This window comes from Streptomyces sp. NPDC036813, assembly GCF_055609245.1.
In genome coordinates, this window is sequence record NZ_JBVJPV010000011.1 from 236,852 (window position 1) to 262,688 (window position 25,837).

The window sequence follows — 25,837 nt, forward strand, 5'->3', positions numbered from 1 at the left end:
CTGCTTGCAAGCGTGCAACAGCGCGTCGGAGCGACAGGGACGCACAGTGCCGTACACGGCAGGTACCCACTTTTTTGTGGGTACTTGGCAGCGCCGCCCGCTCCCCCGAGGCTGGAAGTCGTGATCAGCGGGCCTCCGCGAGCCGGTCCAGGCGGCGGTGGCCCCAGTGCGAGAGGGGGGTCAGCGCGTCGGCGAGTTCGCGGCCGGCGGTGGTCAGGGAGTACTCGGTCTTCGGCGGCACGACGTCGTGGACCTCGCGGCGGACGAGGCCGTCCTCCGCCATCTCGCGCAGCGCCTGGGTCAGCACCTTCTCGGTCAGGCCCGGCAGCCGGCGCCGCAGCTCTCCGGGACGCTGCGGGCCGGACTCCAGCAACCACAGCAGGGACGACTTCCACTTGCCGTCGATCACGGCGAGCGCGGCGTTCACTCCGCAGGACTGCTGCTCCGGCACCGTCCGTTTGCTGGTCATCCTTCCCCCCTTGTCATGAAGTGCCATTGTCGATCAGGGAGTTGAGCCATGTCCACGCACACCAGGCACCACCCGCCGGTCACCGTCACCGTCCTCGGCCTCGGGCCGATGGGACGGGCGCTCGCCGGTGCCTTCCTCGACGCGGGGTTCATCACCACCGTCTGGAACCGCACCCCGGGCCGCGACGCCGACCTGCTCACCCGAGGCGCGCACGCCACCGGCAGCGCACGCGAGGCGGTCGCCGCGAGCACGCTGACCGTCGTCTGCGTGGTGAACCACGACGCCTCCGACGCGATCCTGCGCGACGAGGAGGTCACCGCCGCCCTCAAGGGCCGTACCGTCGTGAACCTCTCCGCCGACACCCCGGCGCGCGCCCGGGACACCGCCGCCTGGGCCGAGCGGCACGGCATCCGCTACCTGGACGGCGCGATCATGACCCCGGCGCCGAGCATCGGCACCCCGGACGCGGTGTTCCTGCACAGCGGGCCGCGCGAGGTGTACGACGAGCACCGGCCGGTGCTGGCGGCGCTCGGCGGCACGCACACCCACCTCGGCGACGACCCCGGCCGGGCCGCCGCCTACGACCTCGCGCTGCTGGACGTCTTCTGGACGGCGATGGGCGGTTACGCGCACGCCCTCGCCGTGGCCCGGGCGGAGGGCATCAGCGGGCGGGAGCTGGCGCCCTTCGCCCAGGGGATCGCGGCGATCCTTCCGCCGCTGTTCGAGACGTTCGCCGGCGACGCGGACGACGGCACCTACTCGGGCGGGATCAACCCGATCACCTCGGCCGTCTCCACGATGACCCACGTCGTGCACGCCTCCGAGGAGCACGGCATCGACGCGAGCCTGATGCGTGTGATCGAGGGCCAGGCCCGCCGCGTCATCGGCCTGGGCCACGGCGGCGACGGCTTCATCCGCGTGACGGACCTGCTCTCGAGGCGCTGACGCGCGAGGCGTGACGCGTCCCGGGGCGGCAGGCGACTGCCTCAGTCCCGCCCGTGCCCCCGGTGCCAGTCCCGCAGCGCTTCGGCGATCCGGGACTCGTTCGGGACGTCCATCAGCCGCAGGGGTTCACTGGCGCGGCCCAGGGCGCGGGCGATGCGGTGGGCGGCGGTGCGGGCGTCGTCCGCGGTGGCGCCGGGAGGCAGGGCGAGGGCGGCGCGCAGGACGTCCGGGTAGACCGACTGCGCGTACTCGAAGGCCAGGTAGGTGCCCAGGTCGTCGTGGAGCCCGGTGGTCAGGTCCGTGCGGCCGGCCGCGGTCATCGCCTCGGCCCACAGCGCCGTCATCCGGGCCTGCTCCTCCTTGTCGTAGCCCATGCGGACGACGTGGGTCGCCAGGTCGTGCAGGGGGTCGCCGAACGACGCGAGCTCCCAGTCGATGACGGTGATCCGGTTGCGGCGCACCACGACGTTGGCCCGGTGGACGTCGGTGTGCAGCAGCACGAAGGGGCGCCGGGCGAGCCGGTGTGGCCCGTGCAGGAACCGGGTCATGGCGTCCTCGGGGATGCCGAGGGCGTCGAAGAGGGCGCCGAAGCGGTCGCGGTGGGGCCGGTGGACGCGTTCCTCGGTGAACGCGGCGAGCCGGCGCAGGAAGCCGTCGCTGTCGCCGTCGGCCGGCCAGTTCGCGGGCAGCGGGGGCAGCCGGCCGGCCGGGATGCGGGCGAGGCGGGCGAAGAACCGCGCGAACTGCCGCATCAGGTCCTCGCCGACAGGGCCGTGCGGGCTGCGTTCGCTGAGCACGACGCCCCGGCGGTAGGCGTGCAGGGAGTGGTTGCCGTCCAGGACGGCCAGGCAGCGCGGCACCTCCGGCAGATACCGGCACACCACACGCAGGACGTCACCCTCGCGCGGCCACAGACGCGGCACCACCTCGACGGTCTCGCGCGGCACCCGGTACTTCAGCGGTGCGAAGGGCACCGTGCCGAGCAGCAGCGCCGGCACGACGCCGCACCGCAGGACGTGGTTGGTGTTGTGGTGGCCGCTCAGCGTCTCGCCCCGGCCGCGCGCGGCCCGCTCGATGTGGCGTTGCAGCAGGGCCGCGCGTGTTTCCCGGGCCGGCCGGGACAGAGGGGGCATGGCGGCAGAGGGTAGTGGCTGCCGCGCGCGCCGGAGGGGACGACCGCCCCGGCAGCGCCCGTTCGGGTCAGCCGCCGGCTCGGGCGTGCGCCCGGACCGCGGTCAGCAGCGGCTGCAGCGAGCCGATCACCCGGCTGACGCCCGCCTCGGTCAGCAGCTCGGCCTTGCGGGCGTTGCGGGCGTATCCGAGGAAGGGCACACCGGCGGCGGTGGCGGCGTCGTGGTCGGAGGGGGAGTCGCCGATCATCAGGGCGTCGCCGGGGGCGGCGCCCAGCGCGTCCAGGGCCCGGTCGAGGCTGTGCGGGTCCGGCTTGAGCAGGCGCAGGTCACGGGTGCGGCCGTAGACGTGGGGGGCGAAGCAGGGCAGCAGCCCGCGGCCGGCGAGGTAGGAGGTGACCACCCGGGGCGAGTTGTTGCTGGTGACGGCCATCCGTGGACCCACGGCCGTCCAGGTGCGGATGAGCGGGTCGGCCCAGGGCGTCGGCATCGCCGACGCGGCGGCCTTCAGCTCCTCCTGGGTGAGGCGCTCCTCGAGGTCCGTGACCAGGTTGCCGCCGGGGTGGCGGCGGTCCACCGCGCGGAGCACGTCGTGCGGGTCGGGCGAGGCGCGCTCGGTGTCGTCGAGCAGGCCGGTGAGGCCCTGCCGCGCCAGCCAGTCGACCAGTTCGTCCGCCACCTTCCGGGCGGGGTGGGAGGCGAAGAGCCGGCAGAGAGGCCCGTCGAAGTCCCACAGCACCACCTGCGCCCGGGCGACCGTGTCACGCAGCCACCCGGTCTCTTCCGGCTTCGCTTCCGTCTGCGTCGTATCAGAAGTCACGAGGAGAGTGTCAGGTCCCGGGTGATGGTTTCCCAGAGGGCGTCGAACCACTTCTGGGATTCCTCCACGAACGCCGCGTCGCGCCGGCCGCTGCCGCGGTGGAAGGAGAACAGCAGGGACTTCGAGCCCAGCGCGTCGTACATGTCGAGCATCTGGCCCACGTACTCCTCCTCGCGCCGGGTCAGGACGTAGTAGCCCATCAGCGCTTCCTCCGCGTTGAGCAGGTAGAGCTTCACCGGCGGGGTGAAGGTCAGGGCGCGGAAGGTGACGTGGACGTCGATGCCGTGGGTGGCGCGCAGAGCGTGCAGGTTGTGCCGGAGCACCTGGCCCTGGGCGTTGCGCATGGCCAGCCAGCGTTCGTGCACGGAGTCGTCGTCGCCCTCGACGGCGACGGGGAAGGCGAGGGTGATGTCCCGGGAGGGCAGCAGGACGCGGACGTCGATCGACTGCGGGTGGATGCGGCCCTCGTGGATCAGGCGCAGCGGCTCGGCGAGGGCGAGCATGAACGTCTCGGCGGTGTGGGAGAGCACGTCGATGCGGACCCTGGGCGCGGCGAACGCCTCGACCAGCCGGGGGGCCAGGCCGACCATGGTCGGCTGCGGCTCCTCGGAGGCCACGGGGGGTTCGGCGATCCGCGGCGGGCTGCCCTTGCTGACGTTGGTCAGCAGGCCGTCCTCCTGCAGCGCGCGCAGGGCCTGGCGCACGGTGCCGCGCTCCACCCCGAACTCCTCCGCCAGTTCGGCCTGGGTGGGCAGACGGTCGCCCGCCTTGAGGTCGCCGGTGCGGATGCGTTCGCGCAGCGTGTCGGCGATCTCCTGGGGCGTGAACCGTCGGCTGCCGTTCACTGCCACGTTCTCCTGGGTCACGACCAAACGCTACAACTCCAATCCATCTTACGGGAGTTGTTTGAAACCTGTTTATGAGTAGTGGCCAAGTGGGGACAACTCTATCAAAGTTGGTTGCCAACTTCCCCAAGTTGGCGGAGGGTTTGCCTCCGCCGGCCGGCCGCCCGAAGGGGGAACCACCATGCCCGTCCTCACCCTCCTGTGCGCCGTCTTCGCCGTCGGCGTCGAACAGACCATCCAGTGGCGCTACGGCACCGCGGGAGCCGTCGGCCTGGTCCTGCTCAGCGTCGGCATCAAGGCCCGCAGGCCGGCCCTCAGCTCGGCCGGCGCCGTGGTGCTCGCCCTGCTGGTCGCCGGACCCGCGCTCAGCTCGTGAGCACCAGATCGGAACTGATCGTCTCCCACAGCGCGTCGAACCACCGGCACGACTGCTCCACGAACGCGGCGTCCCGCGCCCCCGCCCCCCGCGCGAAGGCGAACAGCGCCGAGCGGGTGCCCTCGGCGTCGTAGAGCTGAAGCGGCCGGTGGTCGATCTCCGTCTCGCGACGCCGCAGGGTGTAGTACGCGAACAGCGCCTCCGCGCCGTTGAGCAGGTACAGCTTCACCGGTGGGGTGAAGGGCAGTGCGCGGAAGGTGACGCGCACGTCGATGCCGTGCGTGGCGCGCAGTGCGAGCAGGGTGTGCCGCAGCACCTGGCCCTGGGCGTTGCGCTGGGCCAGCCAGCGCTCGTGCAGCCGCCCGTCGGCCGCCGAGTCGACCGGGGCCGGGAAGGCCAGGTCGATGTGGCGGCTGGGCAGCAGGACCCGCACGTGGACCGTGGCCGGTTTGTGCCGCCCCGCGTGGATCAGCCGCAGCGGCTCGCCGAGGGCCAGAGTGAGGGAGACGGCGGTCAGACACAGCGCGTCGATCTCCACGTGGGAGGCGGTGAACGCCTCCACGATGCGGGGCGCGAGCCCCACCGTGGTCGGCTGCGGTGGGGCCGCCGGGCCGGTGAGCGGGCCGGTGACGCCCGGATCGGGCGCGACGGTCGCGGGGCTGCCCCGACAGGCCCCGGTCAGCAGGCGCTCGTCGCGCAGGGCACGCAGGGCCTGGCGGACCGTGCCGCGCTCGACCCCGAACTCCTCGGCGAGGGCGGCCTGGGTGGGCAGGCGCTCGCCCGGTCGCAGCTGCCCGGACCTGATCCGGGCGCGCAGCGCGTCGGCCACCTCGCGAGGCGACGGCCGTGACCGCTGGGGCCGCTTCCGCCCAGGGGTGGGGGCGTGTTCCGGGTCCACGACCGAACGCTACAACTTCCCGCCATCTTGCGGCAGTTCCTGGACGGGTGGTTATGAGTCCCTTCCAAGTGGAGATAAGCACAGTGAAGTTGGCGGCCAACTTCACCCACATGGTCAGAAGATTCAAGGGTTGGCCGCACCTGCCCATCCAGACGACTGAGCGGGCTCCCTTCCGGAGGGGAGCCGGGAGCCCGACCGGTCGGCACCGCCGCACCACCACAACCACAACCGAACAGCTCGCTACGGATGCAGCGCGCGGCCCCGTCGTCGGCAGGAAGGAGCAGACCTCAGAACACGTCCGGGCACCACGGCCGCCGGGACGTACGCAGCAGGGCGTCGGCCACATGGGCGGCGCCCGCTCGTTCTTCCCGCACCCGGCCCAGCGCCGCCAGCCGCACCGCCGAGGCGTCCCCCAGCCAGAGCGAGGCCAACTCCCCCACGTCCAGGGTGAGATCCGCCGCCCGCGAGGTCGGTTCCACCGACGCACCCTGCGGGGAGGCGTCCAGCAGATACCGCCCGCCCGCCAGTCCCTGCCGGTCCACGACATCGAGCACCAGCGCACCGGTGCCCTCGTAGGTGCGCGCCCGAAGCGCCGCCGCGACGTCCAGCAGCCGCACCCACAGCCAGTCCGCCTGCGTGGTGATCGCGGCCGCCCGCGGGTCGGGCAGCAGATCCGGAAGCAGGTCGTCGGGGGTCCGGCCGCCGCTCTTGACCTTCACGATCCAGTCGATGGAGCACACATAGCGCCACAGGGCGCGTTCGGCCGCCGGGGTGGTCGCGATCAGCCGCCGCACCGTCGCCGTGTTCAGCGGCTGCTTGGCGTCCCCCCACGTCTCGTCGCACTCGTACGTCACCAGGCCCTCGACCTCGCCGGCCGCCGAGCGGTAGACGGCGTAGAAGGGCTCCTTCCACGTGGCGTGGAAGCGCACCGCGCCCGTGTGCAGCTGCCACCACAGCTCGCCCCGGCTGACGACGCCCGGCTGGATGCGGCGCAGCCGCTCGTGCAGCTCCGGGCCGAGCTTGCGGACGTCCTCGCCGTCCACGAGGTCGATACGGCCGCCGTCGTCCGGGCCCGCCCAGCGCGGGTCGAGCCCGGTGCGCGGCACGTCGATCGTCCACTCGGCGGTCGTGGTGGCCACGCCGAAGCCGTACCGGCCGTAGATCGGGTACTCGGCGGCGATCAGCGTCGCCACGACGTCACCGCGCTCCTTCGCCGCCGCCAGGTCCCGGGTCATCATCCGGGTGAGCAGACCGCGTCGGCGGTGCGTGGCGCTGACGGTGACGTTGGAGATCGCGTCGGCCCGCACCGGGGCACCGCCGACGGCCGTGACCTCCTGCCCGAAGGACCGGAAGGTGGCCACGCAGCGGCCTGCGTCGAACGCCCCCAGCAGCCGCCCCGGCACGAACTGCCGCCGCCGCGCCTCGAGGATCTCCGGGGTGATGTCCGGCGGAGTCAGGAACCCGGTGTCCAGGGCCCGTTGCCAGTCGGCGAACTCGTCGTCGGTGATCGCCCGTACGTCGATGTCGGAGCTGCGGTGGGTCATGGGGCCCACGCTAGGTGGACGACGCCGAGGTGTCGCGCGGATTTCCCGCACCCCGGAACACCGCTCGGCCTCCGCCGACCGCGGCCGACCTCGGCCGGGACGCCGATCCCGGCCGGGCGCCGGGACGCCGGGCGCCGGGGCGCTGGAGACACCGGGCCCGGCCCGGATCGGCCGACGCGTCCGCAGGTCCCGCCCCGCGGGGCCGACGGCGAGCGGACAGGCCGACGCGGCCTCGTCCGACCTCGGCCGGGACGCCGGGCGCCGGGCGCCGGGACGCCGGGGCGCCGGAGACACCGGGCCCGGCCGGGATCGGCCGACGCGTCCGCAGGCCCCGCCCCGCGGGGCCGACGGCGAGCGGACAGGCCGACGCGCCGCCCACGTCCGCGTCCCTCGACCCGCGTCTCCGGCGGACCGGCAGGGCTTTCCGCCGGCGGGCGCGTATCGGCGGAACGTCACATCAGAAGATCGTCGACCTGCGCTTCCCCGTCACGGTAGCGGCGGGCGATCTCCGCGCTGCAGTCGTCCGCCGTGCGCTGCAGCCGGTGCCGGCGGCGCGAGACCTGCTGCTCGTAGCGCACCAGGCGGCCCATGGCCTCGTTCAGTTCCTCGTCGGTGCGGGCCCCCAGGTCCGACAGCTCGACCTCGGCGAGCATCTCGGCGGCCAGCAGCCCGTACTCCTCGTTGTGCGGGGTGCCCACCGTGACGTGGCGGGCGGAGGAACGGTGCCGGGCCGGTGCGTCGGTGAGGATCTCCGGGAGCCGCTCGACGACGGACGGTTCCCCGACGGCCACCACCGTCGCCGGGGCGCGCCGCAGCAGCTCCGCGCGCAGGATGTCGATCCGCCCCTGCAACAGCCGTCGTACATAGCTGAGGTCCGCCTCGTCGCGCTGGGCGTCACGGCGCAGGGTGCGCAGCTCCGGCAGGCTCAGCAGGATCAGGTCCCCTTCGCGGGGCCCGGCCGGCAGCCGCGGTCCCTCCGTCTCGCCGTCGGCGCACGGCGCGTCCGGGTCGCCGGTGCGTTGTGCGGGCGGACGCGGGGCCGTGGTCCTCGCCCCGCGCGCGGGTGCGACAGCCCCGGGCGGCTGCCCGGTACTCGGTGTGCTCATGTGCCTCAACCGTCCCCTCGACCGGCGTGTGCCAGCATCGTGCCACCCCGCGTGGCCACTATGTGACCGAGTGCCCCCGAACGGCCCCACATGGCGGGACATGGACCGGAAACAGGCCCCGTAAGGCCCCGCCGGGGCCCGCGCGGGACGCGTGCGGCGGCCCGGCATGATGGTCGTATGCGAGCAGTGGTGCAGAGGGTGGACGGCGCGAGCGTCGTCGTGGACGGCGAAACGGTGGGCGAGGTCAAGGGCGAGGGGCTGTGCGTCCTCGTCGGCGTCACCCACGAGGACACCAAGGAGAAGGCGGCCCAGCTGGCCCGCAAGCTGTGGAGCGTGCGGATGCTGCACGACGAGAAGTCGTGCAGCGACATCGACGCCCCGCTGCTCGTCATCAGCCAGTTCACGCTGTACGGCGACGCCCGCAAGGGCCGCCGCCCCACCTGGAACGCGGCCGCCCCCGGCGACGTGGCCGAGCCGCTGGTGGACGAGGTGGTCGCCCAGCTGCGCGCGCTCGGCGCGACGGTGGCGACGGGCCGCTTCGGCGCGCACATGCGGGTGTCGCTGACGAACGACGGCCCGTTCACCGTGCTCATCGAGGTGTAGGCCCGGCCTACGGCTCGACGACGACCTCCTGGGCCGCCGCGGTCGTACCGGCGACGAGGGGGGCGTCCACCGGGACGTTCCGCTTGACCAGGGCCAGCGCGATGGGGCCCAGCTCGTGGTGGCGCACCGACGTCGTCACGAAACCGATCTTGCGGCCGTCGGGGCCGTCCGCGGCGAGCCGGATCTCCGTGCCCGGGGTGGGCAGATGGACCTCGCTGCCGTCCAGGTGCAGGAAGACCAGCCGGCGCGGCGGCTTGCCGAGGTTCTGCACCCGGGCGACGGTCTCCTGACCGCGGTAGCAGCCCTTCTGCAGGTGCACGGCCGTGCCGAGCCAGCCCAGCTCGTGCGGGATCGTGCGGTGGTCGGTCTCGAACCCGAGGCGGGGCCGGTGGTGCTCGACGCGCAACGCCTCGTACGCCAGGATCCCGGCCGGCGGCCCGGCCTGCTCGGCGAAGGACTCCAGGCGCTCCCGGGGCAGGAACAGATCACGGCCGTGCGCCGTCTCGCGCACGACGACGCCCTCGGGGACCTCGGCGATGGACCCGGCGGGCAGGTGCACGACCGCGAAGTCGTCGGTGCGGTTCGCGACCTCCACCCGGTAGAAGAACTTCATCGACTCCAGATACGCGGTCAACGCGTCCTCGGTGCCGGGCTCGACGTGGGCCCAGACGGTGGTGCCGTCGTCCACCAGGTACAGGGCGTGTTCGATGTGGCCGTGCGCGGACAGGATCAGGGCCTCGGTGGCCTCGCCCACGGGCAGCTCACTGACGTGCTGGGTGAGCAGCAGGTGCAGCCAGCCGAGCCGGTCCTCACCGGAGACGGTGACGACACCGCGGTGCGAGAGGTCGACGAAACCGGTGCCGTCGGCGAGGGCGCGCTGCTCGCGGAACAGGTCGCCGTAGTGGGCGGCGACGCCTTCGTCCAGCCCCTCGGCGGGGACGGCGCCGGGCAGGGACAGCAGGGGGCTCTTCATGGCGTCAAGCCTACGACTAGGTACTTGAATCCTTGAGCTGCTGGTCCCCGGTGCAGTTCTTGCACCGGCCGAAGATCGCGAAGTGCTTCATGTCGGTGTCGAAGCCGAACTGCTCGCGCAGCTTGGCGGTGAACTCGGCGGCCACCGACAGATCGGCCTCGATGACGTTGGTGCAGTCCCGGCAGACCAGGTGGATGTGGTGGTGCCGGTCGGCCAGGTGGTACGTCGGCGCCCCGTGCCCCAGGTGCGCGTGGCTGACCAGGCCCAGCTCCTCCAGCAGCTCCAGCGTTCGGTAGACGGTGGAAATGTTGACCCCCGACGCCGTCTTCCTCACTTCCGCGAGGATGTCGTCGGGGGTCGCGTGCTCGAGGGTGTCCACGGCTTCGAGGACAAGCTGCCGCTGCGGCGTCAGCCGGTAGCCGCGCTGCCGCAGGTCCGTCTTCCAGTCGGTGCTCACCACACCCACGAGTCTAGGACCACGGACGGCGTGACACCGGGGTGCGGCTACTTGAAGAAGGCGATCCCGTCGTCCGGGAGGTCCTCCGGCAGGGCCTTCGCCCAGCGCTCGACCTCCTCGGGGGTGACGACCTTCTTCAGCTGGGCCGACATGTAGGGCCGCAGCTCGACCTCGGGGGTCTGCTTCTCGCCGACCCACATCAGGTCGCTCTTGACGTAGCCGTACAGGCGCTTGCCGCCGGTGTAGGGGCGGGAGGCGGCCGTACGCGCGACGGCGTCGGTGACCAGGTCGATCTGCGGCTTCTTGTCGGCCATCTCGCCGTACCAGACCTCGATGACGCCGTCGTCGCGGGTCATCGTGACCTCGACCTTGCGCTCGGCGTCGATCCGCCAGAAGCCGGACTCGGTCTCCAGCGGCCGCACCTTGTTGCCCTCGTTGTCGAGGACCCAGGTGCGGGAGTGGTACTCGAGGAAGTCCCGGCCGTCGTGGCTGAAGCTGACTTCCTGCCCGAAGTTGCACTTTTCCGAGCCGGGGAAGTCGTGCACGCCCGCGCCGGCCCAGTTGCCGAGCAGAAAGGCGAGCGGGACGAGGTCCTTGTGCAGGTCGGACGGGATCTCGATCATGAGCGACGGCTTTCCTGGTTCAGAGGGTCAGCGCTGGCCCTGGTACAGCTTCTTCACGGTCAGGTAGGCGAAGGCGAGGACGCCGACGCAGACCAGGACCAGCAGGGTTTCGAAGAAGATCTCCACGGGGTGCTCCTTGTGAGCGCAAGTGGGCGGTACGGGGCCGGGCCCCAGCTTACGCGGCCGGGGCCGGGGCCTCCTTGTGAGGTACCTCCTGACGGGAACCGACCCGGGCCCCACACGGGTTCCGGGGGCCCGGGGCCGGCTCGCGGCAGGCTCCGTCAGCTCGCCGGCCGGCTCCGTCAGCTCAGCAGCTGGCTCTGCAGGACGACGGTCTGCTGGAACGGCACGGCTGCCGCGCCGCCCGCGCGGGACTGGATCACGACGGCGAGGACGTCACCGGCGGACAGGACGGCCTGGCGCACCTGCTCGGAGCCGTAGGGCTGGGTCTCGGTGTACGCCTGCCGCGAGACCCCCTTCACCTCGGACTCCACCGGGAAGTCTTCGTCGTACACGGAGGCGGACGCACCACGCAGCTCGTACGTCGGGCCGCTGGAGGCGGCGAGGCCGGGGAAGGCCTGCGCGGCCACGACCTCGGCGGTGTTGAACTGGAGCAGGTAGACGCGGGTGCGCGTGCCGTCGCCAGTGGTCCAGCCACGCGCCGCGATGTGCCGCAGTCCCTGGTCGGCGAGCTTGTCGCCGATGTCCTTGTTCTCGGGCGCCTCGAACTCCGCGAGGAACGTCCGCGTCGGCAGCCAGCCGTCCGTGCCGCGCAGCGTTTTGTCCTCGGTGGCGCCGGCCGGCGCGGGCAGCAGCAGGGCGCGCAGGTCGGCGAAGTGGGAGCCGGCCTTGTTCTCTCCGGCGAGCGGACCGGGCTTCCCGGCGGGGAGCGGCGGCCGGACCAGCTCGGGGTAGTCCCAGCGGCCGTCGGACGTGGTCGCCAGGCCGGGCAGCTCGGTGCGCTCCACCCGGGTGATGCCGACGGCCGTGGCCGTCCCGACGGCCGCGCACACAACGACGGCGGCGGTCCAGCGCAGGACCGCCCGCAGGACGCGCCGGTCACCCGGCGGGGCGAGGGGGGCAGCGGCGGGGGCGTCCATCTGTGCCATCTCTGCACCGGCCGCCTCCGCCACCTCTGCGCCGGCCTGAGGCTGTTCCGTCAGCTGAGACTGCTCGGTCATACGGCCTCTCCCTGCCCGGCGATGCGGTCGAGCTGGTCCCCCAGCAGCGCCGCGACCTTCTTGCCTTCCAGCGGTTTCGCGCCCTCCGCCACGACGGTGACCAGCACGTCACCGGCGTAGGCCGAGCAGAACATGCCCTCGAGTTCCTCATCGGTGTCCTTCGGCGTGAGGAAGCACTTGGCGTTCTTGTGTCCCTTGACAGCCGGACCCGCCCGGTAGACGTCGAGGGCGTCCAAAAAGGCGCCCTGGAACCTGGCGGTGTTCCGTACGTCGGCCGCGTTGCCCATCCGGACCAGTTGGATCTGCACCGACGCGACGCCTTCCATGTCGGCCTCCGCCGTGCCCACATCGGCGTAGCTGCGCATCGCCATGCCCTGGAGGCGCTGCTTGTCGATCTGCTCCTCCAGCCTCCGGCGCTGGGAACGCGGCAGCCCCCGCAGCGACTCCTTGCGCAGCGCCGTCGCGCGGGCGCCGCTGAGCTGCGCGTCGGCACCGTACTGGCCGATGTCGGGGCCGCGGGACCAGGTGCCGTTCCCATAGGGCACGAGTAGGCCCGCGAGGCCCTGCTGCGCCGGGGCGGCGGCCTTGGCCGCGGGCGTCTTCTCGGGGAACTCCCATACGGCGGCGCCCGCCTGCCGGTCGGCGCCGCGCACGGTCACGAAGGTCCAGCACACGCCGGCCACGAGCGCGCCGGCCAGCACCAGTGACCCGGCGACGGCGGCGAGACGGCCGCGGCGCCTCTTCTTCCCCGGGTCGGAGGCCGGGGTGGGGGCAGGGGTCGCCTGCGACCCGGGTATTTCCTCGGTCACAGCCGCTCCAGCTGCCGCTTGGCCAGGTCCATGATCTTCGACTTGGGGACGGGCTTGGTGTCGTGCACCCAGATCTCCACGGCGATGTCGCCACGCCAGGCGCGCGCCTCCGCCTTGTACACACCGCCGTCGGGGTGGTGGTAGACGTACGCCCTGCCCAGGTCGGTGCCCGGCAGCGGCCAGCCCTCGCTGTCGGCCTTCTGCTCCGCCCAGTAGAGCGCGCCGTCGGTGGAGCGTTCGGCGCCCACCGACTCCTCCTGGCGGAACTGGACGAGCCGGATGTCGACGACGTAGCCGGAACCGACCCGCCAGCTGGTCACGGCGGCCCGCCGGAACTCGTCGGTGGCCATGCGGCCGAACGCGTCGCCCGGCTCGTCGAAGAACTCGGCGTACTGTCCGAGTCCCTGCCAGCCGTCCTGGGACTGCGGCCAGTCGTGCTGCTCGGCCCCGCCCGGCTTGTCCAGCAGCAGCGTGCGCAGGTCGCCGTCCGTCTTCACCTTGCGGTCCTGCGCCGCGGACAGCGGCGCGGGCGCCGGGCCGGTCGCCTGGCGCAGCACCGGCTGGGACAGCGACGGCAGTGCCGTCGGTTCACGGTCGGCCTGGATGACGTAACCGACGCAGGTGCCCGCGATCAGGCCGAGTGCCGCGGCACCGGTGAGGAGCAGCGCCGTGCGGCCACGGCGCCGCGGGACCTGTCTCTCCGGTGGAACTTCCGTTTCTTCCACTACGTCCCCCCAAAGAACGTGAAGCGCGGCTTCCGCATCCGCGCCCTCAGGAGACTCGTGGCCCTGCCAAGCAGTTGTAGGGCCGTTGATTACGATTCCGACATGGCGAAGAAGCTCGTGATCAAGGTGACGGCGGGGGCCGACGCCCCGGAGCGCTGCTCACAGGCGTTCACCGTCGCGGCGGTGGCCGTGGCCAGCGGGGTGGAGGTGTCGGTGTGGCTGACCGGTGAGTCCGCCTGGTTCGCCCTGCCGGGGCGGGCCGCCGACTTCGAGCTGCCGCACGCGGCTCCGCTGCCGGACCTGATCGACTCGATCCTGGCGGCCGGCAAGCTCACCCTGTGCACGCAGTGCGCGGCCCGGCGGGACATCACGGAGAAGGACGTCATCGAGGGCGTACGGATCGCGGGCGCGCAGGTGTTCGTGCAGGAGGCGCTGGGCGAGGAGACGCAGGCGCTGGTCTACTGACGACCGCGGGCGCCCGCGGCTAGGGCCTGTCCTGGCGCGGCCGTTTCTTGCCGTCCAGCTCGTCCCACCACTCGTCGGACTTGGGGTCGCCGGAGGGGTCGTCCCACCAGCGGTCCTCGGGGCCGCGCCGGTTGGCGACCATCGCGGCGACCGGCGGGATGACCATGGCGAACACGCACATGCCCACGGCCGCGGGCACCGACCACAGGCGCACGAACCCCCAGGCCATGACGAAGAGGAACAGGCAGGTTCCCATCATGGCGAAGTACACGTGACGCCGCCGTGCGTACATGCTTCCAGCGTAGATCCGGGACCCGGGGATCCGTGCACGCGAATCCGGGCACGGGCATCCGGGCACGCGAAATCCGGGCACGCCGAAGGGCCGCACCCCAGGCGTCCAACCCGGGGGGTGCGGCCCTTCAGCCACTGACGGGGTACGTCAGACGGCGATGGCGACCTCGGCCAGCCCGCCCTGCTGGGCGACGACCGTGCGGTCGGCGGTGCCGCCGGGCACGAGAGCGCGGACGGTCCAGGTGCCTTCGGCCGCGTAGAAGCGGAACTGTCCGGTGGCGGAGGTCGGGACCTCCGCGGTGAACTCACCGGTCGAGTCGAGCAGGCGCACGTAGCCCACCACCGGCTCGCCGTCGCGGGTCACCTGGCCCTGGATCGTGGTCTCACCGGGCTTGATCGTCGAGGCGTCCGGGCCGCCGGCCTTCGCTCCGCACATGTCTGTCTCCTGAGGGGTCTGACCGGAAGGTCGGTCGGGTTGAGGGGTTACTTGCCGGCGCCGAGCTCGATCGGCACGCCGACGAGGGAGCCGTACTCGGTCCAGGAACCGTCGTAGTTCTTGACGTTCTCCTGGCCCAGCAGCTCGTGCAGGACGAACCAGGTGTGCGCGGAGCGCTCACCGATACGGCAGTAGGCGATGGTGTCCTTGGCGAGGTCCACGCCCTCCGCCTCGTACAGCTCCTTCAGCTCCTCGTCGGACTTGAAGGTGCCGTCGTCGTTGGCCGACTTCGACCACGGGATGTTCTTCGCGGACGGGACGTGGCCCGGACGCTGCGACTGCTCCTGCGGCAGGTGCGCGGGGGCGAGCAGCTTGCCGGAGAACTCGTCGGGCGAGCGGACGTCGACCAGGTTCTGGGTGCCGATGGCGGCGACGACCTCGTCACGGAAGGCGCGGATCGAGGCGTCCTGGGCCTTGGCCTTGTACTCGGTCTTGGCGCGCTCGGGGATCTCGTCGCCGGCCACCAGCTCGCGGGCGTCCAGCTCCCACTTCTTGCGGCCGCCGTCCAGGAGCTTGACGTCCTGGTGGCCGTAGAGCTTGAAGTACCAGTAGGCGTAGGACGCGAACCAGTTGTTGTTGCCGCCGTAGAGGACGACGGTGTCGTCGTTGGCGATACCGCGCTCGGACAGCAGCTGCTCGAACTGCTCCTGGTTGACGAAGTCGCGGCGGACCGGGTCCTGCAGGTCCTGCTTCCAGTCGATCCGGATGGCGTTCTTGATGTGGTTCTTCTCGTACGCCGTGGTGTCCTCGTCGACCTCGACGATGACGACCTTGGGGTCGTCCAGGTGCTGCTCGACCCAGTCGGCGTCTACCAGGACGTCGCTGCGACTCATGCTTCTCTCCTCCGGGGCAGGTACGGCGGGGCGTGCGACAGATCAGGGCGTGCGCAGGCCGAGGTGGCGGCGCACGGGCGCCCAGGGGCTGGGCGGTGAGGGATGCGGAGGCCGCGCGGGCCGTCCGCTCAGAAGGTGCGACAGAGCATGGCGGCAACGCGGCACAGGTCCACTGCCCGCCGCTTCGTGAGATCCGCCTGTCGCTTCATGCGTCGATCGTAGGGACGGACAGGCGGGCATGTCACCGCCGTGTCGCATCCTGAGACGCGATCGTCCGCATTGCGGGACAGGAAGGGGTCCGAGGCAGTCGCCGCACCGCTCTCGGCCCGGCACACGCCGCGCGGACCCTGCCGGGTGGACGGGCCCGTCTCACGCTTCGGACGCCGTCGGGGGGAGCGTGCCGGGGGCCGGGGGGCTCCTACCCGGCCAGCCTGACGTCGGAACCCTTCACGCCGATCTCCACACCGTCCGGCGCGGCGCGCACCGAGTCGAGGGTGATGTCGCCCGGCAACTGGTCGATGACCTGCTGAAAGTCGGTGATCGCGCGCAGGCGGTTCTCGGCGACCGCGGCGGCGGCCAGCTTGGGCAGGGAGTCCGCCCGGACCTCGATCCGGCCGTTCACCACGGCCACGGAGCTGAGCACGGACACGGTCCGCTTGATCCCGAAGGCGGGGACACGGCCCTCCACGGCGACCTTGATCTTCCCGTTGCCGCCGTCGGAGAGGCCGACGACCCGGGCGGTGATGCCGGGGGCCACCTCGGTCGGCTCCGACTTGGCGGTCTTCATCAGCTCGGCGTAGGGAATCACCGCGGTGCCGGTCGCGTGGGCGGCGGTGGCGGAGCTGAAGTCGCCGGAGAACGAGACGCCCTTCATGTGCGCCTTCAGATCCTCGATCCGGATGGTCCGACCGGCCTTGCCGGTGGCCGCCCGGTAGCTGTCGATCCCGACCTCGACGTCGTCCAGCTCACCACCGGCGACCTGGGTGAGGAAGGGAAAACCGTTGATGGAGACGTCGGGCGTCTTCGCCAGTCCCTCGGCGTTGCGCACCCGGTCCGCCGCCTCGCTCTCCGCGAAGTGCACGGCGACCCGGTCCGCGATCACGAACAGCACACCGAGCACCACCACGACGATCAGCAGTATGCGCACCCCGCGCGACATCCGAAGACTCCCCCACCTCGACGACCGGCCGAACCCCACGGTAACTCCGGTCGCACGAAGGCCCGGAGGATTGTCGACCAGCTGTGACAGGGGCGGCTGGGGAGCCGGGGTCAGGGGCGGGGCCGGCACCGGGGACGGGGTCGGGAGCCGATGGCCGCGGGCCGGGGCGGGGGCCGGGACGGGGGCGGAGGGCCGGAGTCGAGGCCGCCGGCTGGGGCCGGAGTCGAGGCCGGGCGCTGGGGCCGGGGACGGGGATCGAGGACGGGGCCGGGGGCGGGGACTGGAGTCGGGAGCCGCGGGCCGCGGGCCGGGGCCGGAGCGGAGGGCGGGGACCGGAGCAGAGGCCGAGGGCCGGGCCGGGGGCCGGTGACTGGGGCTGGGGCGGGGGGCGGGACGAGGAGTCGGAGCCGAGGCCGGGGGCCGAGGGCCGGAGGCCACAGCCGAAACCAGGAGCCGAGGGCCTCCTGGGACTGGTCCGCGTCACGCCCCCCGCCGGGCCGGGTCAGCCCAGGGCCCGGCCCAGGATGTACACCGCCGGGGCGGCTGCCGTCAGGGGGAGGGCCACGCCCGCGGTGAAGTGGACGAAGCGGGAGGGGTAGTCGTAGGCGGCGACGCGGTGGCCGATCAGGGCGCAGGCCGCCGCGGACGCGCCGAGCAGAGCGCCGCTCGCACCCATACCGGTCATCCCGCCCACCGCGATGCCCGCTCCGGCCGCGCCCAGCAGCGCGACGCCCACCGACACCGGCGTGGGCAGCGGCAGCGCGCGGGCCAGGACGGCCACCGCGACGGACGCGGCGCCCACCGACACCGCGTCGGCGTCGGCCGCCAGGTGCCCGCCGGCCATGATGGCGAGCGCGGCCGAGGCGACGGTCGCCATCAGCCCGTACATCCGCTCGTCCGGGTCCGCGTGCGAGCGCAGTTGCAGGACCAGGGAGAGCAGGACCCACACACCGAGCGTGCCCAGGATCGCGGCGGGCGCGTGCTCGCGGCCGGCCCCGAGGACGGCGGCGTCGGCGGCCAGCGCGCCCAGGAAGGCGAGCGCGATGCCCTGCCGGGCCGGCCACATGCCGTTCAGCCGGAACCAGCCCGCCGCCGTGACCGCCTGCAGGGCGATCAGCGGCACGAGCAGGGCGTACGACCCGATCGGCGCCGCGACCGCGAGCAGCAGGCCGAGCAGCGCGGTGAGCGCCGCCGGCTGCATGCCGGGGTCGATGATCGGTGACCGTCCTTCGAGGCGGGCCCGCTGGGCGTCGGTGATGCGCGCGTTGCCGGCCAGGGTGGCCGGTCCGTAGGCCGGCCCGCCGGAAGCGGACACCGGCTCCTCGGGGACGGCGGGGACCGGCTGGGGCTGGGGCTGCGGCCGAGCGTGGGCCTCCGGCTGGGGCTGCGGCTGAGCGGGAGCCTGCGGCTGCGGGTGCGGCTGAGCGGGGGCCTGCGGCTGCGGGTGCGGCTGGGCTTGCGGCGCCCCGTACGGCTCGGCCACCGGCTGCGTGTATCCGGCGTACGCCTGCCCGGCGTCGTACCCCTGCCCGGCGTCGTACCCCTGCCCGGCCCCGGAATCCTGCCCGTCGTACCCCCGCCCGGCGGCGTACCCCTGCCCCGCGTCGTGGGCCTGCCCGGCGGGTCCGGCGCCGTACGCGCCGCCGCCGTAGTGCTGCTGGTGCCCCGGCTGCGGCAGGTACGCCGTCTGCTCCGGCGCCGGGGCGACCGGAGGCTGGAGCTGGGTCTCCCAGGTCTGGCCCTGCCATTGCTGGGTGTACTGCTGGGAGTCGTCGTAGGGCTGTGGGTGCTGCTCCGCCCCCGGCCAGCCCTGCTGCTGCGGCTGCGGTGCCTGCGGGTACCGGTCGTCGTATCCCTCGTACGGCTGATTGCTCATCGGCGTGCTCATCCTCCTGCGAACGGCGGGAGCACCTCGACCGTGCCGCCCTCGGTCAGCCGTACCGTCTCGTGCGCGCGCGTGCCGACGGGGTCGCCGTCGAGGAGGAACGAACAGCGCTGGAGCACGCGCGTGAGTTCGCCCGGGTGCCGCTCGCGCACCGCGTCGAGCGCCTCGGCCAGCGTGGTCGCGTCGTACGGTTCCTCGGCGACCCCGGCCGCGGCCTTGGCGGCGGCCCAGTAGCGCACCGTGACCTTTGCCATCTCGTCCCTCAAGTCCTCTTCGGCGGTGAACCCCGCCAGGCTAGCCCGCCCGCGCGAGCGCCCAGCGCGCGATGCGCTCCAGCAGTTCGCCGGCGGCCGCGTTCTCGGCGTGGCCCATGCCGGGCTCCAGCCAGAGTTCGCCGTGCTCACCGGCGGCGTCCGCGAGCATCCGGGGGTGGTCGAGCGGGAAGTACCCGTCCCGGTCGCCGTGCACGATCAGCAGCGGTGTCGGCGCGATCCTCGGCACCGCCTCCACCGGGGAGAGCGGCACCGGGTCCCAGTCCCGGTGGTGGATACGGGTGCGCAGTCCGTAGCGGCCCACCAGACGCCCCGCCGGCCGCGTGACCAGCCAGTGCAGCCGTCGCATGGGGGCCGTGCCCCGGTAGTACCAGCGGGCGGGGGCGCTGACGGAGACGACGGCGTCCGTGCCGCCGTGCAGCGCCGCGTGGCGCAGCACCACCGAGCCGCCCATGGAGAAGCCGACGGTGACCACGCGCGTGTGCCCGAGCTCCCGCGCCCAGCGGACCGCGGCCTCCAGGTCCAGCACCTCCCGGTCGCCGACGGTCGAACGGCCGCCCGAGCGCCCGTGCCCCCGGAAGGAGAAGGTGACGACGGCCCCGCGGTGCGCGAGGGCGCGCGCCACCCGGCGCAGGTGCGGCCGGTCCACCTCCCCGGTGAACCCGTGCGCCACGACGAACACCGGGCGTCCCGAGGGTGGCGCCGAGGTGTCGGACGCGCCGGTCCCGGGCTCGTACAGCGCGTCGATCGTCACCCCGTCGGAGGTACGCAGCAGCGTGCGCGTGGGCGCCCGCGGGCCCGTCTCACATTCCGGACGTACGGTGGAACGCGCCACATCACCTGCCGGACCGATGCTCATGTGGGCTATTCTGCTGCGCAGAGGATCCGGGCAGCGTAGCCCCCGGGTCCTTTTGTGCTTTCGGAAGCGTTGTATACGAAGCGGCAAACCGCAGGTGAATGCGGGAAACCGCAGGTGTACGGGCCGTCGATCGCATGGGTGGCCCCTCGGGGCCGCCGGCGGATCTCCCGAGGGCGCGGGGAGCCGCACCGTACGAGCAGTGCCGTAAACGTCCTCGCAGGGACCGAGGAGGAACCAGACGTTATGGGCGAGCGAACCGTGCACGACGAGACGACGACCCGGGCAGGTGAGGCATGAGCGCTCTGCTGCTGCTGACGAACGCCCTCCAGCCGTCGACGGAGGTGCTGCCCGCGCTCGGCCTGCTGCTGCACAACGTGCGGGTGGCTCCGGCGGAGGGACCGGCCCTGGTGGACACCCCGGGCGCCGACGTGATCCTGGTGGACGGGCGGCGCGATCTGCCGCAGGTGCGCAGCCTGTGCCAGCTGCTGCGCTCCACCGGCCCCGGCTGTCCGCTGATCCTGGTGGTGACCGAGGGCGGCCTCGCGGCCGTGACCGCCGACTGGGGCGTCGACGACGTACTGCTCGACACCGCGGGTCCGGCCGAGGTCGAGGCGCGGCTGCGTCTGGCCATGGGCCGGCAGCAGATCGCGGGCGACGACTCCCCGATGGAGATCCGCAACGGTGATCTCTCGGTGGACGAGGCGACGTACAGCGCCAAGCTCAAGGGCCGGGTCCTGGACCTGACCTTCAAGGAGTTCGAGCTGCTCAAATACCTCGCGCAGCACCCGGGCCGGGTCTTCACGCGGGCCCAGCTGCTGCAGGAGGTCTGGGGCTACGACTACTTCGGCGGCACCCGCACGGTCGACGTCCATGTACGGCGGCTGCGCGCCAAGCTCGGCCCCGAGCACGAGTCGCTGATCGGCACCGTCCGGAACGTGGGTTATCGATTCGTTACGCCCGAGAAGGTCGAGCGCGCCGCCGAGGAGGCCAAGGCGAAAGCCGGGCAGGCAAAGCCGGGCAAGACGGACAGCGAAGCCTCCGTGCGCGCTTCAGAGGTCTCCGCGGACGCCTGACAGACCTCCCCGGGCCGGGCACGGCCCGGCCGGCAGGGCGTTGCGGTCGCACATCCACGCTTCGATACGCCCTGCCCAGAGCGGGTCTCTCCGCGTAGACTCCGCGCGTGGCCAAGGTGACTCGGGACGACGTGGCACGACTGGCAGGCACTTCCACTGCCGTCGTCAGCTATGTCATCAACAACGGACCCCGGCCGGTCGCCCCGGCCACGCGCGAGCGTGTCCTCGCCGCGATCAAGGAACTGGGGTACCGGCCCGACCGGGTCGCCCAGGCCATGGCGTCCCGCCGTACGGACCTCATAGGCCTGATCATCCCCGACGCCCGCCAGCCCTTCTTCGGCGAGATGGCGCACGCGGTCGAGTGGGCCGCCGCCGAGCGCGGAAAGATGGTCCTGGTCGGCAACACCGACTACGTCGGGGAACGCGAGGTGCACTATCTGCGCGCGTTCCTCGGTATGCGGGTCTCCGGGCTGATCCTCGTCAGCCACGCGCTGAATGACCTGGCCGCCGCCGAGATCGAGGCCTGGGACGCACGCGTGGTGCTGATGCACGAACGCCCCGAGGCCATCGACGACGTCGCCGTCACCACCGACGACCTCGGCGGCGCCCAGCTCGCCGTCCGTCACCTGCTGGAGCACGGCTACGAGTACGTGGCCTGTATGGGCGGCACCGCCGACACCCCGGCCGTCGGCGACCCGGTCTCCGACCACGTCGAGGGCTGGCGCCGGGCCATGGCCGACGCCGGCCTGCCGACCGAGGGGCGCCTGTTCGAGGCGCCGTACAACCGCTACGACGCCTACCGCGTCGCCCTGGAGATCCTCTCCGGGCCCGACCGTCCGCCGGCGATCTTCTGCTCCACCGACGACCAGGCGATCGGCCTGCTGCGGGCGGCGCGCGAGCTGCGCATCGACGTGCCCGGCGAGCTGGCCGTGGCAGGCTTCGACGACATCAAGGAGGCGGCGCTGGCGGACCCGCCGCTGACCACGATCGCCTCCGACCGCTCGGCGATGGCCCGCGCGGCCGTCGACCTGGTCCTGGACGACGGGCTGCGGGTGGCCGGCTCACGCCGGGAACGACTGAAGGTCTTCCCGTCGCGACTGGTGGTGCGCACGTCGTGCGGCTGCGCATGAGACGCGGCGCGCGCAGGACGCGGGTGCATGGGACGCGCCTGCGCATGAGACGCGGCTGAGAGCGTCCCGCGAACCGCGTGGAGCGGCTTTATAACGGGCATACGAGGTTCTGCCGGGCTTCTCAGACAGCCCTCAGAAAGCTCTCATGATCCCGCGGAACTCTGTATGACATGACCGAGAGCATCCGCCGCGACGGCGAGTACGAGAACCCCTACGGGGGCGCTCACCCGGGCCCCGACCAGGGCGCTCAGCCGAGCCCCTACGAGGACGCTCACCGCCCCCACGAGGGCGCTCAGCAGGCTCAGCCGCATGCTCCCTCCGCCGTGAACCCGGAGTGGCCGCCTCCGCCGCCCTACCGGCCGACGGTGACGCCGGGCACGGCGGGCACGGCGGCCGCGCCGGGTGCCCCTGGCACCCCGGTCCCGCCGATGCCTCCGTATGGATCCGTCGCGGCGGAGCCCGCCCCGGCCCCCAGGCGGCGCCGTCGGGGCCCGGTCGCGCTGCTCGCCGCCGTCGCGATCGTCGCGGCGGCCATCGGCGGCGCCACGGCGTACGGTGTCCAGGAGCTGACCGGCAAGGACACCACCGCGAGCTCGACCGCCACGAACGTCGTGCCCTCCAGCAAGCGGGGCGACATCGCGGCCATCGCCTCGGCCGTCAGCCCGAGCATCGTCGAGATCAACGCGACCTCGAACGCCGGGCGGTCCACCGGCTCCGGCGTGATCATCACGTCGGGCGGCGAGATAGTCACCAACAACCACGTCGTCTCCGGCGCCTCCTCGATCAAGGTGCGCACCAGCGACGGCAAGCAGTACACCGCGCAGGTCGTCGGCACCGACAGCAAGAAGGACCTCGCGCTGATCAAGCTGCAGGGCGCGGCCGGACTGAAGGCCGCCTCCCTCGGCGACTCCTCCCGCATCCAGGTCGGTGACACCGTCGTGGCGATCGGCTCGCCCGAGGGCCTGACCGGCACGGTGACCAGCGGAATCGTCTCCGCCCTCAACCGTGACGTGACGGTGCCCACCGAGGAGGGGCAGCAGCAGCCCGACGGCGGCTGGCCGTTCGAGTTCGGCGGCCGGCAGTTCAACGGCGACACCGGCTCCTCCACGACGACGTACAAGGCGATCCAGACGGACGCCTCCCTCAACCCCGGCAACTCCGGGGGCGCCCTGATCGACATGAACGGGAACATCGTGGGCATCAACTCCGCGATGTACTCGGCCGCCGGCTCGTCCTCCTCGTCCTCGGACGCCGGCAGCGTCGGGCTGGGCTTCGCCATCCCCGTCAACACCGTCAAGGCCGACCTGGCCAAGCTGCGGGCGGGCGCGAACGACTGAACCACCGCGCCCGTTCCCTGAGAGCAGGGAGTACGACATGATCCAGCACGCCTCCCCCACCGCCTCCCTCGTCGGCCCGGCCGACCCCGCCCTGACCGCGCGCCTGGCGCACGCCCTGACCGCCCCGGCCGCGGCCCGGAAGGCGGCGGAGACAGCGAAGGCCCCGGTGCCCGAGATCGCCGTCCCCCACCTGATGGGCCTGCGCACCGGCGCGGACCGGCCCCACCGCCACAAGGTTCCGCTGCGCCGGCTGACGGCGGTGACCTGCTGAGCGGTGTCGTGTCCCGGCACGCCACCGGCATGCGAGGCTGATACCGCCGGGAAACCCGACCCACCGCACCCGAGGACACCGCGACCGATGAGCCCCGCCGACGGCGACCGTGACCCCCAGCGCATCCTGATCGTCGACGACGAACCGGCGGTGCGCGAAGCACTCCAGCGCAGCCTCGCCTTCGAGGGATACGGCACCGAGGTCGCCGTCGACGGCGCGGACGCCCTGCAGAAGGCCACCGCCTACCGACCCGACCTGATCGTCCTGGACATCCAGATGCCCCGCATGGACGGACTGACCGCCGCCCGCCGCATCCGCGGCACCGGCGACACCACGCCCATCCTGATGCTGACGGCCCGCGACACGGTCGGCGACCGGGTCACCGGGCTCGACGCGGGCGCCGACGACTACCTGGTCAAGCCCTTCGAGCTGGACGAGCTGTTCGCCCGCATCCGCGCCCTGCTGCGCCGCAGCTCCTACGCGGCGGCCGTGGGCGCGGGCGACCCGGCCGACGAGGACGCGCTCACCTTCGCCGACCTGCGCATGGACCTCGCCACGCGCGAGGTCACGCGGGGCGGGCGGGCCGTGGAGCTGACCCGCACGGAGTTCACCCTCCTGGAGATGTTCATGGCACACCCGCGCCAGGTGCTCACCCGCGAGCAGATCCTGAAAGCGGTGTGGGGCTTCGACTTCGAGCCCTCGTCGAACTCCCTCGACGTGTACGTCATGTACCTGCGCCGCAAGACGGAGGCCGGCGGCGAGCCCCGGCTCGTCCACACGGTGCGCGGCGTCGGCTACGTCCTGCGGCAGGGCGGCGCGGAGTGACGGGCCCACTGCGCCGCTTCCGCACGCTGCCGATCCGGACGCGGCTGTCCCTGCTGGTGGCGGCGGCGGTGGCGTTCGCGGTGGCGGCGGTGTCGTTGTCGTGCTGGTTCCTGGTGCGCGGTCAGCTCTACGACCAGCTGGACCAGGAGCTGCGCAGCGAGCAGGTCCAGAGCGGGCTGCTGCAGAGCATGCTGCGCAACTGCCAGCTGCCCGAGCCGCAGAAGATCCCGCAGCCCCCCAACTCCCCCATCGTCACGATCCTCTACTCGGACGGCTCGACCTGCCTCAACCCGGCCAACGACACCGTTCGTGTCGAATCCTCCGACGTGGCCGTGGCCGACGGCCTCCGGCGCAACTCGCTGCACACCTCCGGGACCACCGAGGGCACCCCGGTGCGCGTCTACACCCTTCCGGTCGTAGAACGCGCCACCGGCCAGGTGCAGACCGGTATCGCCGTGTCCATCGCCAAGCCCCTCTCGGAGGTCACCCGGCCCCTGTCCTCGCTGGCCTGGATCCTTCTCCTCGTCTCCGGCATCGGCGTGCTCGGCGCGGGCGCGGCCGGCCTCGCGGTCGCCCGGACCGGCCTGCGCCCCGTGGACAAGCTCACCGAGGCCGTCGAGCACGTCGCCCGTACCGAGGACCTCACCGTCCGCATCCCCGTGGAGGACGACAGCGACGACGAGATCGCCCGGCTGTCCCGCTCGTTCAACTCCATGACCTCCTCGCTGGCCAGCTCCCACGACCTTCAGCAGCAGCTGATCGCCGACGCCGGCCACGAACTGCGCACGCCGCTCACGTCGTTGCGCACGAACATCGAGCTGCTCTCGCGCAGCGAGGAGACCGGCCGCCCGCTGCCCGAGGCGGACCGCAAGGCGCTGCTCGCGTCGGTGAAGGCGCAGATGACGGAGCTGGCCTCGCTCATCGGCGACCTCCAGGAACTCTCCCGCGCCGACAACCAGCGCGGCGAACGCATCCAGGTCGTCTCCCTGGAGGACACCGTCGAGTCGGCGCTGCGCCGCGCCCGCCTGCGCGGCCCCGAGCTGACGATCACGGCGGACCTCCAGCCCTGGTACGTCCGTGCCGAACCGGCCGCGCTGGAGCGGGCTGTGGTCAACATCCTGGACAACGCGGTGAAGTTCAGCCCCGGGTCCGGCACCGTCGAGGTACGTCTGACCGACGGCGTGCTGACCGTGCGCGACCACGGCCCCGGCATCGCGGAGGACGAACTCCCGCACGTCTTCGACCGCTTCTGGCGCTCCCCGTCGGCCCGGGCGCTGCCGGGCTCGGGCCTGGGCCTGTCCATCGTGGCGCGCACGGTGCAGCAGGCGGGCGGCCAGGTGGCGCTGGGCCGTGCGGAGGGCGGCGGCACGGTGGCGACGGTACGGCTGCCGGGGGCGCCGACACCGCCTCCGGACACGCCGGCGCCGTAGGACCGCC

30 protein-coding genes are annotated in these 25,837 nt (G+C 72.7%); 10 read left to right on the forward strand and 20 right to left on the reverse strand.

Annotated elements, in window-relative coordinates; all coding sequences use genetic code 11:
* Positions 1–124: 124 nt before the first annotated feature.
* On the reverse strand, positions 125–469 hold the full coding sequence (locus ACZ67Q_RS23640) for a winged helix-turn-helix transcriptional regulator (RefSeq protein ID WP_471185349.1): 345 nt from the start codon (positions 467–469) through the stop codon (positions 125–127).
* A 48-nt stretch (positions 470–517) separates the two neighbouring features.
* On the opposite strand from ACZ67Q_RS23640, the gene ACZ67Q_RS23645 reads away from it, so the two are divergent.
* Positions 518–1,414, forward strand: a complete 897-nt coding sequence (locus ACZ67Q_RS23645; protein ID WP_471185351.1) for an NAD(P)-dependent oxidoreductase — start codon at positions 518–520, stop codon at positions 1,412–1,414.
* A gap of 41 nt (positions 1,415–1,455) precedes the next feature.
* On the opposite strand, the gene ACZ67Q_RS23650 is transcribed toward ACZ67Q_RS23645, so the two are convergent.
* The 3 genes from ACZ67Q_RS23650 to ACZ67Q_RS23660 all read right to left on the reverse strand — a co-directional run bounded on the left by ACZ67Q_RS23650 (position 1,456) and on the right by ACZ67Q_RS23660 (position 4,236).
* Positions 1,456–2,547, reverse strand: coding sequence for a phosphotransferase family protein (locus ACZ67Q_RS23650; protein ID WP_471185352.1), 1,092 nt, complete (start codon positions 2,545–2,547; stop codon positions 1,456–1,458).
* 67 nt (positions 2,548–2,614) lie between these two features.
* Positions 2,615–3,364, reverse strand: coding sequence for an HAD family hydrolase (locus ACZ67Q_RS23655; protein WP_471185354.1), 750 nt, complete (start codon positions 3,362–3,364; stop codon positions 2,615–2,617).
* On the reverse strand, positions 3,361–4,236 hold the full coding sequence (locus ACZ67Q_RS23660; RefSeq protein WP_471185357.1) for a GntR family transcriptional regulator: 876 nt from the start codon (positions 4,234–4,236) through the stop codon (positions 3,361–3,363). Before ACZ67Q_RS23660 ends, ACZ67Q_RS23655 begins: the two co-directional genes overlap by 4 nt.
* Before the next feature lie 154 nt (positions 4,237–4,390).
* On the opposite strand from ACZ67Q_RS23660, the gene ACZ67Q_RS23665 reads away from it, so the two are divergent.
* Entirely contained in the window at positions 4,391–4,585 is a 195-nt protein-coding gene (locus ACZ67Q_RS23665) for a hypothetical protein (RefSeq protein ID WP_469812003.1), read from the forward strand.
* Here ACZ67Q_RS23665 and ACZ67Q_RS23670 read toward each other — a convergent pair.
* The 3 genes from ACZ67Q_RS23670 to ACZ67Q_RS23680 all read right to left on the reverse strand — a co-directional run bounded on the left by ACZ67Q_RS23670 (position 4,575) and on the right by ACZ67Q_RS23680 (position 8,133).
* A complete protein-coding gene (locus tag ACZ67Q_RS23670) occupies positions 4,575–5,483 on the reverse strand; it encodes a winged helix-turn-helix domain-containing protein (protein WP_471185361.1) in 909 nt (302 codons plus the stop codon). The two genes, ACZ67Q_RS23665 and ACZ67Q_RS23670, sit on opposite strands and share 11 nt — an antisense overlap.
* A gap of 287 nt (positions 5,484–5,770) precedes the next feature.
* Complete coding sequence (locus ACZ67Q_RS23675; protein WP_471185364.1) at positions 5,771–7,027, reverse strand: GNAT family N-acetyltransferase; 1,257 nt, start codon at positions 7,025–7,027, stop codon at positions 5,771–5,773.
* A gap of 452 nt (positions 7,028–7,479) precedes the next feature.
* Entirely contained in the window at positions 7,480–8,133 is a 654-nt protein-coding gene (locus tag ACZ67Q_RS23680; RefSeq protein WP_471185366.1) for an RsiG family protein, read from the reverse strand.
* Positions 8,134–8,310: 177 nt separating this feature from the next.
* Between ACZ67Q_RS23680 and dtd the strand changes: the two genes are divergently transcribed.
* Positions 8,311–8,736: a D-aminoacyl-tRNA deacylase gene (gene dtd / locus ACZ67Q_RS23685; protein WP_471185369.1), complete on the forward strand. Its 426-nt coding sequence runs from the start codon at positions 8,311–8,313 to the stop codon at positions 8,734–8,736.
* A gap of 7 nt (positions 8,737–8,743) precedes the next feature.
* Here the strand turns inward: dtd and ygfZ are convergent, their stop codons facing one another.
* The 6 genes from ygfZ to ACZ67Q_RS23715 all read right to left on the reverse strand — a co-directional run bounded on the left by ygfZ (position 8,744) and on the right by ACZ67Q_RS23715 (position 13,504).
* Positions 8,744–9,709 (reverse strand): CAF17-like 4Fe-4S cluster assembly/insertion protein YgfZ, encoded by a 966-nt coding sequence (gene ygfZ, locus ACZ67Q_RS23690; protein ID WP_471185372.1) that lies wholly within the window; start codon positions 9,707–9,709, stop codon positions 8,744–8,746.
* A 16-nt stretch (positions 9,710–9,725) separates the two neighbouring features.
* Positions 9,726–10,169, reverse strand: coding sequence for a Fur family transcriptional regulator (locus ACZ67Q_RS23695; RefSeq protein ID WP_471185375.1), 444 nt, complete (start codon positions 10,167–10,169; stop codon positions 9,726–9,728).
* Positions 10,170–10,213: 44 nt separating this feature from the next.
* Complete coding sequence (locus ACZ67Q_RS23700) at positions 10,214–10,789, reverse strand: heme-binding beta-barrel domain-containing protein (protein ID WP_471185378.1); 576 nt, start codon at positions 10,787–10,789, stop codon at positions 10,214–10,216.
* A 302-nt stretch (positions 10,790–11,091) separates the two neighbouring features.
* Positions 11,092–11,970, reverse strand: a complete 879-nt coding sequence (locus ACZ67Q_RS23705) for a hypothetical protein (protein ID WP_471185381.1) — start codon at positions 11,968–11,970, stop codon at positions 11,092–11,094.
* A complete protein-coding gene (locus ACZ67Q_RS23710) occupies positions 11,967–12,779 on the reverse strand; it encodes a hypothetical protein (protein ID WP_471185383.1) in 813 nt (270 codons plus the stop codon). The genes ACZ67Q_RS23705 and ACZ67Q_RS23710 overlap by 4 nt, the downstream gene beginning before the upstream one ends.
* Entirely contained in the window at positions 12,776–13,504 is a 729-nt protein-coding gene (locus tag ACZ67Q_RS23715; protein WP_471185385.1) for a hypothetical protein, read from the reverse strand. The genes ACZ67Q_RS23710 and ACZ67Q_RS23715 overlap by 4 nt, the downstream gene beginning before the upstream one ends.
* Before the next feature lie 102 nt (positions 13,505–13,606).
* On the opposite strand from ACZ67Q_RS23715, the gene ACZ67Q_RS23720 reads away from it, so the two are divergent.
* The gene (locus tag ACZ67Q_RS23720) at positions 13,607–13,969 is read left to right on the forward strand and encodes a DsrE family protein (protein WP_471185387.1); all 363 of its coding nucleotides are present in this window, start codon (positions 13,607–13,609) and stop codon (positions 13,967–13,969) included.
* Between the two features lie 19 nt (positions 13,970–13,988).
* Here the strand turns inward: ACZ67Q_RS23720 and ACZ67Q_RS23725 are convergent, their stop codons facing one another.
* The 7 genes from ACZ67Q_RS23725 to ACZ67Q_RS23755 all read right to left on the reverse strand — a co-directional run bounded on the left by ACZ67Q_RS23725 (position 13,989) and on the right by ACZ67Q_RS23755 (position 19,764).
* A complete protein-coding gene (locus ACZ67Q_RS23725; RefSeq protein ID WP_471185389.1) occupies positions 13,989–14,261 on the reverse strand; it encodes a DUF3099 domain-containing protein in 273 nt (90 codons plus the stop codon).
* Between the two features lie 147 nt (positions 14,262–14,408).
* The gene (locus ACZ67Q_RS23730; RefSeq protein WP_007382995.1) at positions 14,409–14,696 is read right to left on the reverse strand and encodes a DUF1416 domain-containing protein; all 288 of its coding nucleotides are present in this window, start codon (positions 14,694–14,696) and stop codon (positions 14,409–14,411) included.
* Positions 14,697–14,743: 47 nt separating this feature from the next.
* Positions 14,744–15,589 (reverse strand): sulfurtransferase, encoded by an 846-nt coding sequence (locus ACZ67Q_RS23735; protein ID WP_471185392.1) that lies wholly within the window; start codon positions 15,587–15,589, stop codon positions 14,744–14,746.
* A 418-nt stretch (positions 15,590–16,007) separates the two neighbouring features.
* Positions 16,008–16,748 (reverse strand): LmeA family phospholipid-binding protein, encoded by a 741-nt coding sequence (locus tag ACZ67Q_RS23740; protein ID WP_471185395.1) that lies wholly within the window; start codon positions 16,746–16,748, stop codon positions 16,008–16,010.
* Positions 16,749–17,250: 502 nt separating this feature from the next.
* Complete coding sequence (locus ACZ67Q_RS23745) at positions 17,251–18,624, reverse strand: hypothetical protein (RefSeq protein ID WP_471185398.1); 1,374 nt, start codon at positions 18,622–18,624, stop codon at positions 17,251–17,253.
* A gap of 8 nt (positions 18,625–18,632) precedes the next feature.
* Positions 18,633–18,887: a MoaD/ThiS family protein gene (locus ACZ67Q_RS23750; protein WP_469812578.1), complete on the reverse strand. Its 255-nt coding sequence runs from the start codon at positions 18,885–18,887 to the stop codon at positions 18,633–18,635.
* A 40-nt stretch (positions 18,888–18,927) separates the two neighbouring features.
* Entirely contained in the window at positions 18,928–19,764 is an 837-nt protein-coding gene (locus tag ACZ67Q_RS23755) for an alpha/beta hydrolase (RefSeq protein WP_471185400.1), read from the reverse strand.
* Positions 19,765–20,057: 293 nt separating this feature from the next.
* Between ACZ67Q_RS23755 and ACZ67Q_RS23760 the strand changes: the two genes are divergently transcribed.
* From ACZ67Q_RS23760 to ACZ67Q_RS23785, 6 genes are all read left to right on the forward strand, one after another.
* Positions 20,058–20,837: a response regulator transcription factor gene (locus ACZ67Q_RS23760; protein ID WP_471185402.1), complete on the forward strand. Its 780-nt coding sequence runs from the start codon at positions 20,058–20,060 to the stop codon at positions 20,835–20,837.
* A gap of 107 nt (positions 20,838–20,944) precedes the next feature.
* Positions 20,945–21,967: a LacI family DNA-binding transcriptional regulator gene (locus ACZ67Q_RS23765; RefSeq protein ID WP_361636058.1), complete on the forward strand. Its 1,023-nt coding sequence runs from the start codon at positions 20,945–20,947 to the stop codon at positions 21,965–21,967.
* Positions 21,968–22,137: 170 nt separating this feature from the next.
* On the forward strand, positions 22,138–23,304 hold the full coding sequence (locus tag ACZ67Q_RS23770) for a S1C family serine protease (RefSeq protein ID WP_471185406.1): 1,167 nt from the start codon (positions 22,138–22,140) through the stop codon (positions 23,302–23,304).
* Between the two features lie 37 nt (positions 23,305–23,341).
* Positions 23,342–23,575 carry a hypothetical protein gene (locus ACZ67Q_RS23775; protein WP_471185408.1) on the forward strand — a complete coding sequence of 78 codons (234 nt, stop codon included), beginning with the start codon at positions 23,342–23,344 and terminating at the stop codon, positions 23,573–23,575.
* A gap of 87 nt (positions 23,576–23,662) precedes the next feature.
* Positions 23,663–24,400 (forward strand): response regulator transcription factor, encoded by a 738-nt coding sequence (locus ACZ67Q_RS23780; RefSeq protein WP_361636066.1) that lies wholly within the window; start codon positions 23,663–23,665, stop codon positions 24,398–24,400.
* Positions 24,397–25,830: a sensor histidine kinase gene (locus tag ACZ67Q_RS23785; RefSeq protein ID WP_471185410.1), complete on the forward strand. Its 1,434-nt coding sequence runs from the start codon at positions 24,397–24,399 to the stop codon at positions 25,828–25,830. The genes ACZ67Q_RS23780 and ACZ67Q_RS23785 overlap by 4 nt, the downstream gene beginning before the upstream one ends.
* Positions 25,831–25,837 lie beyond the last annotated feature (7 nt).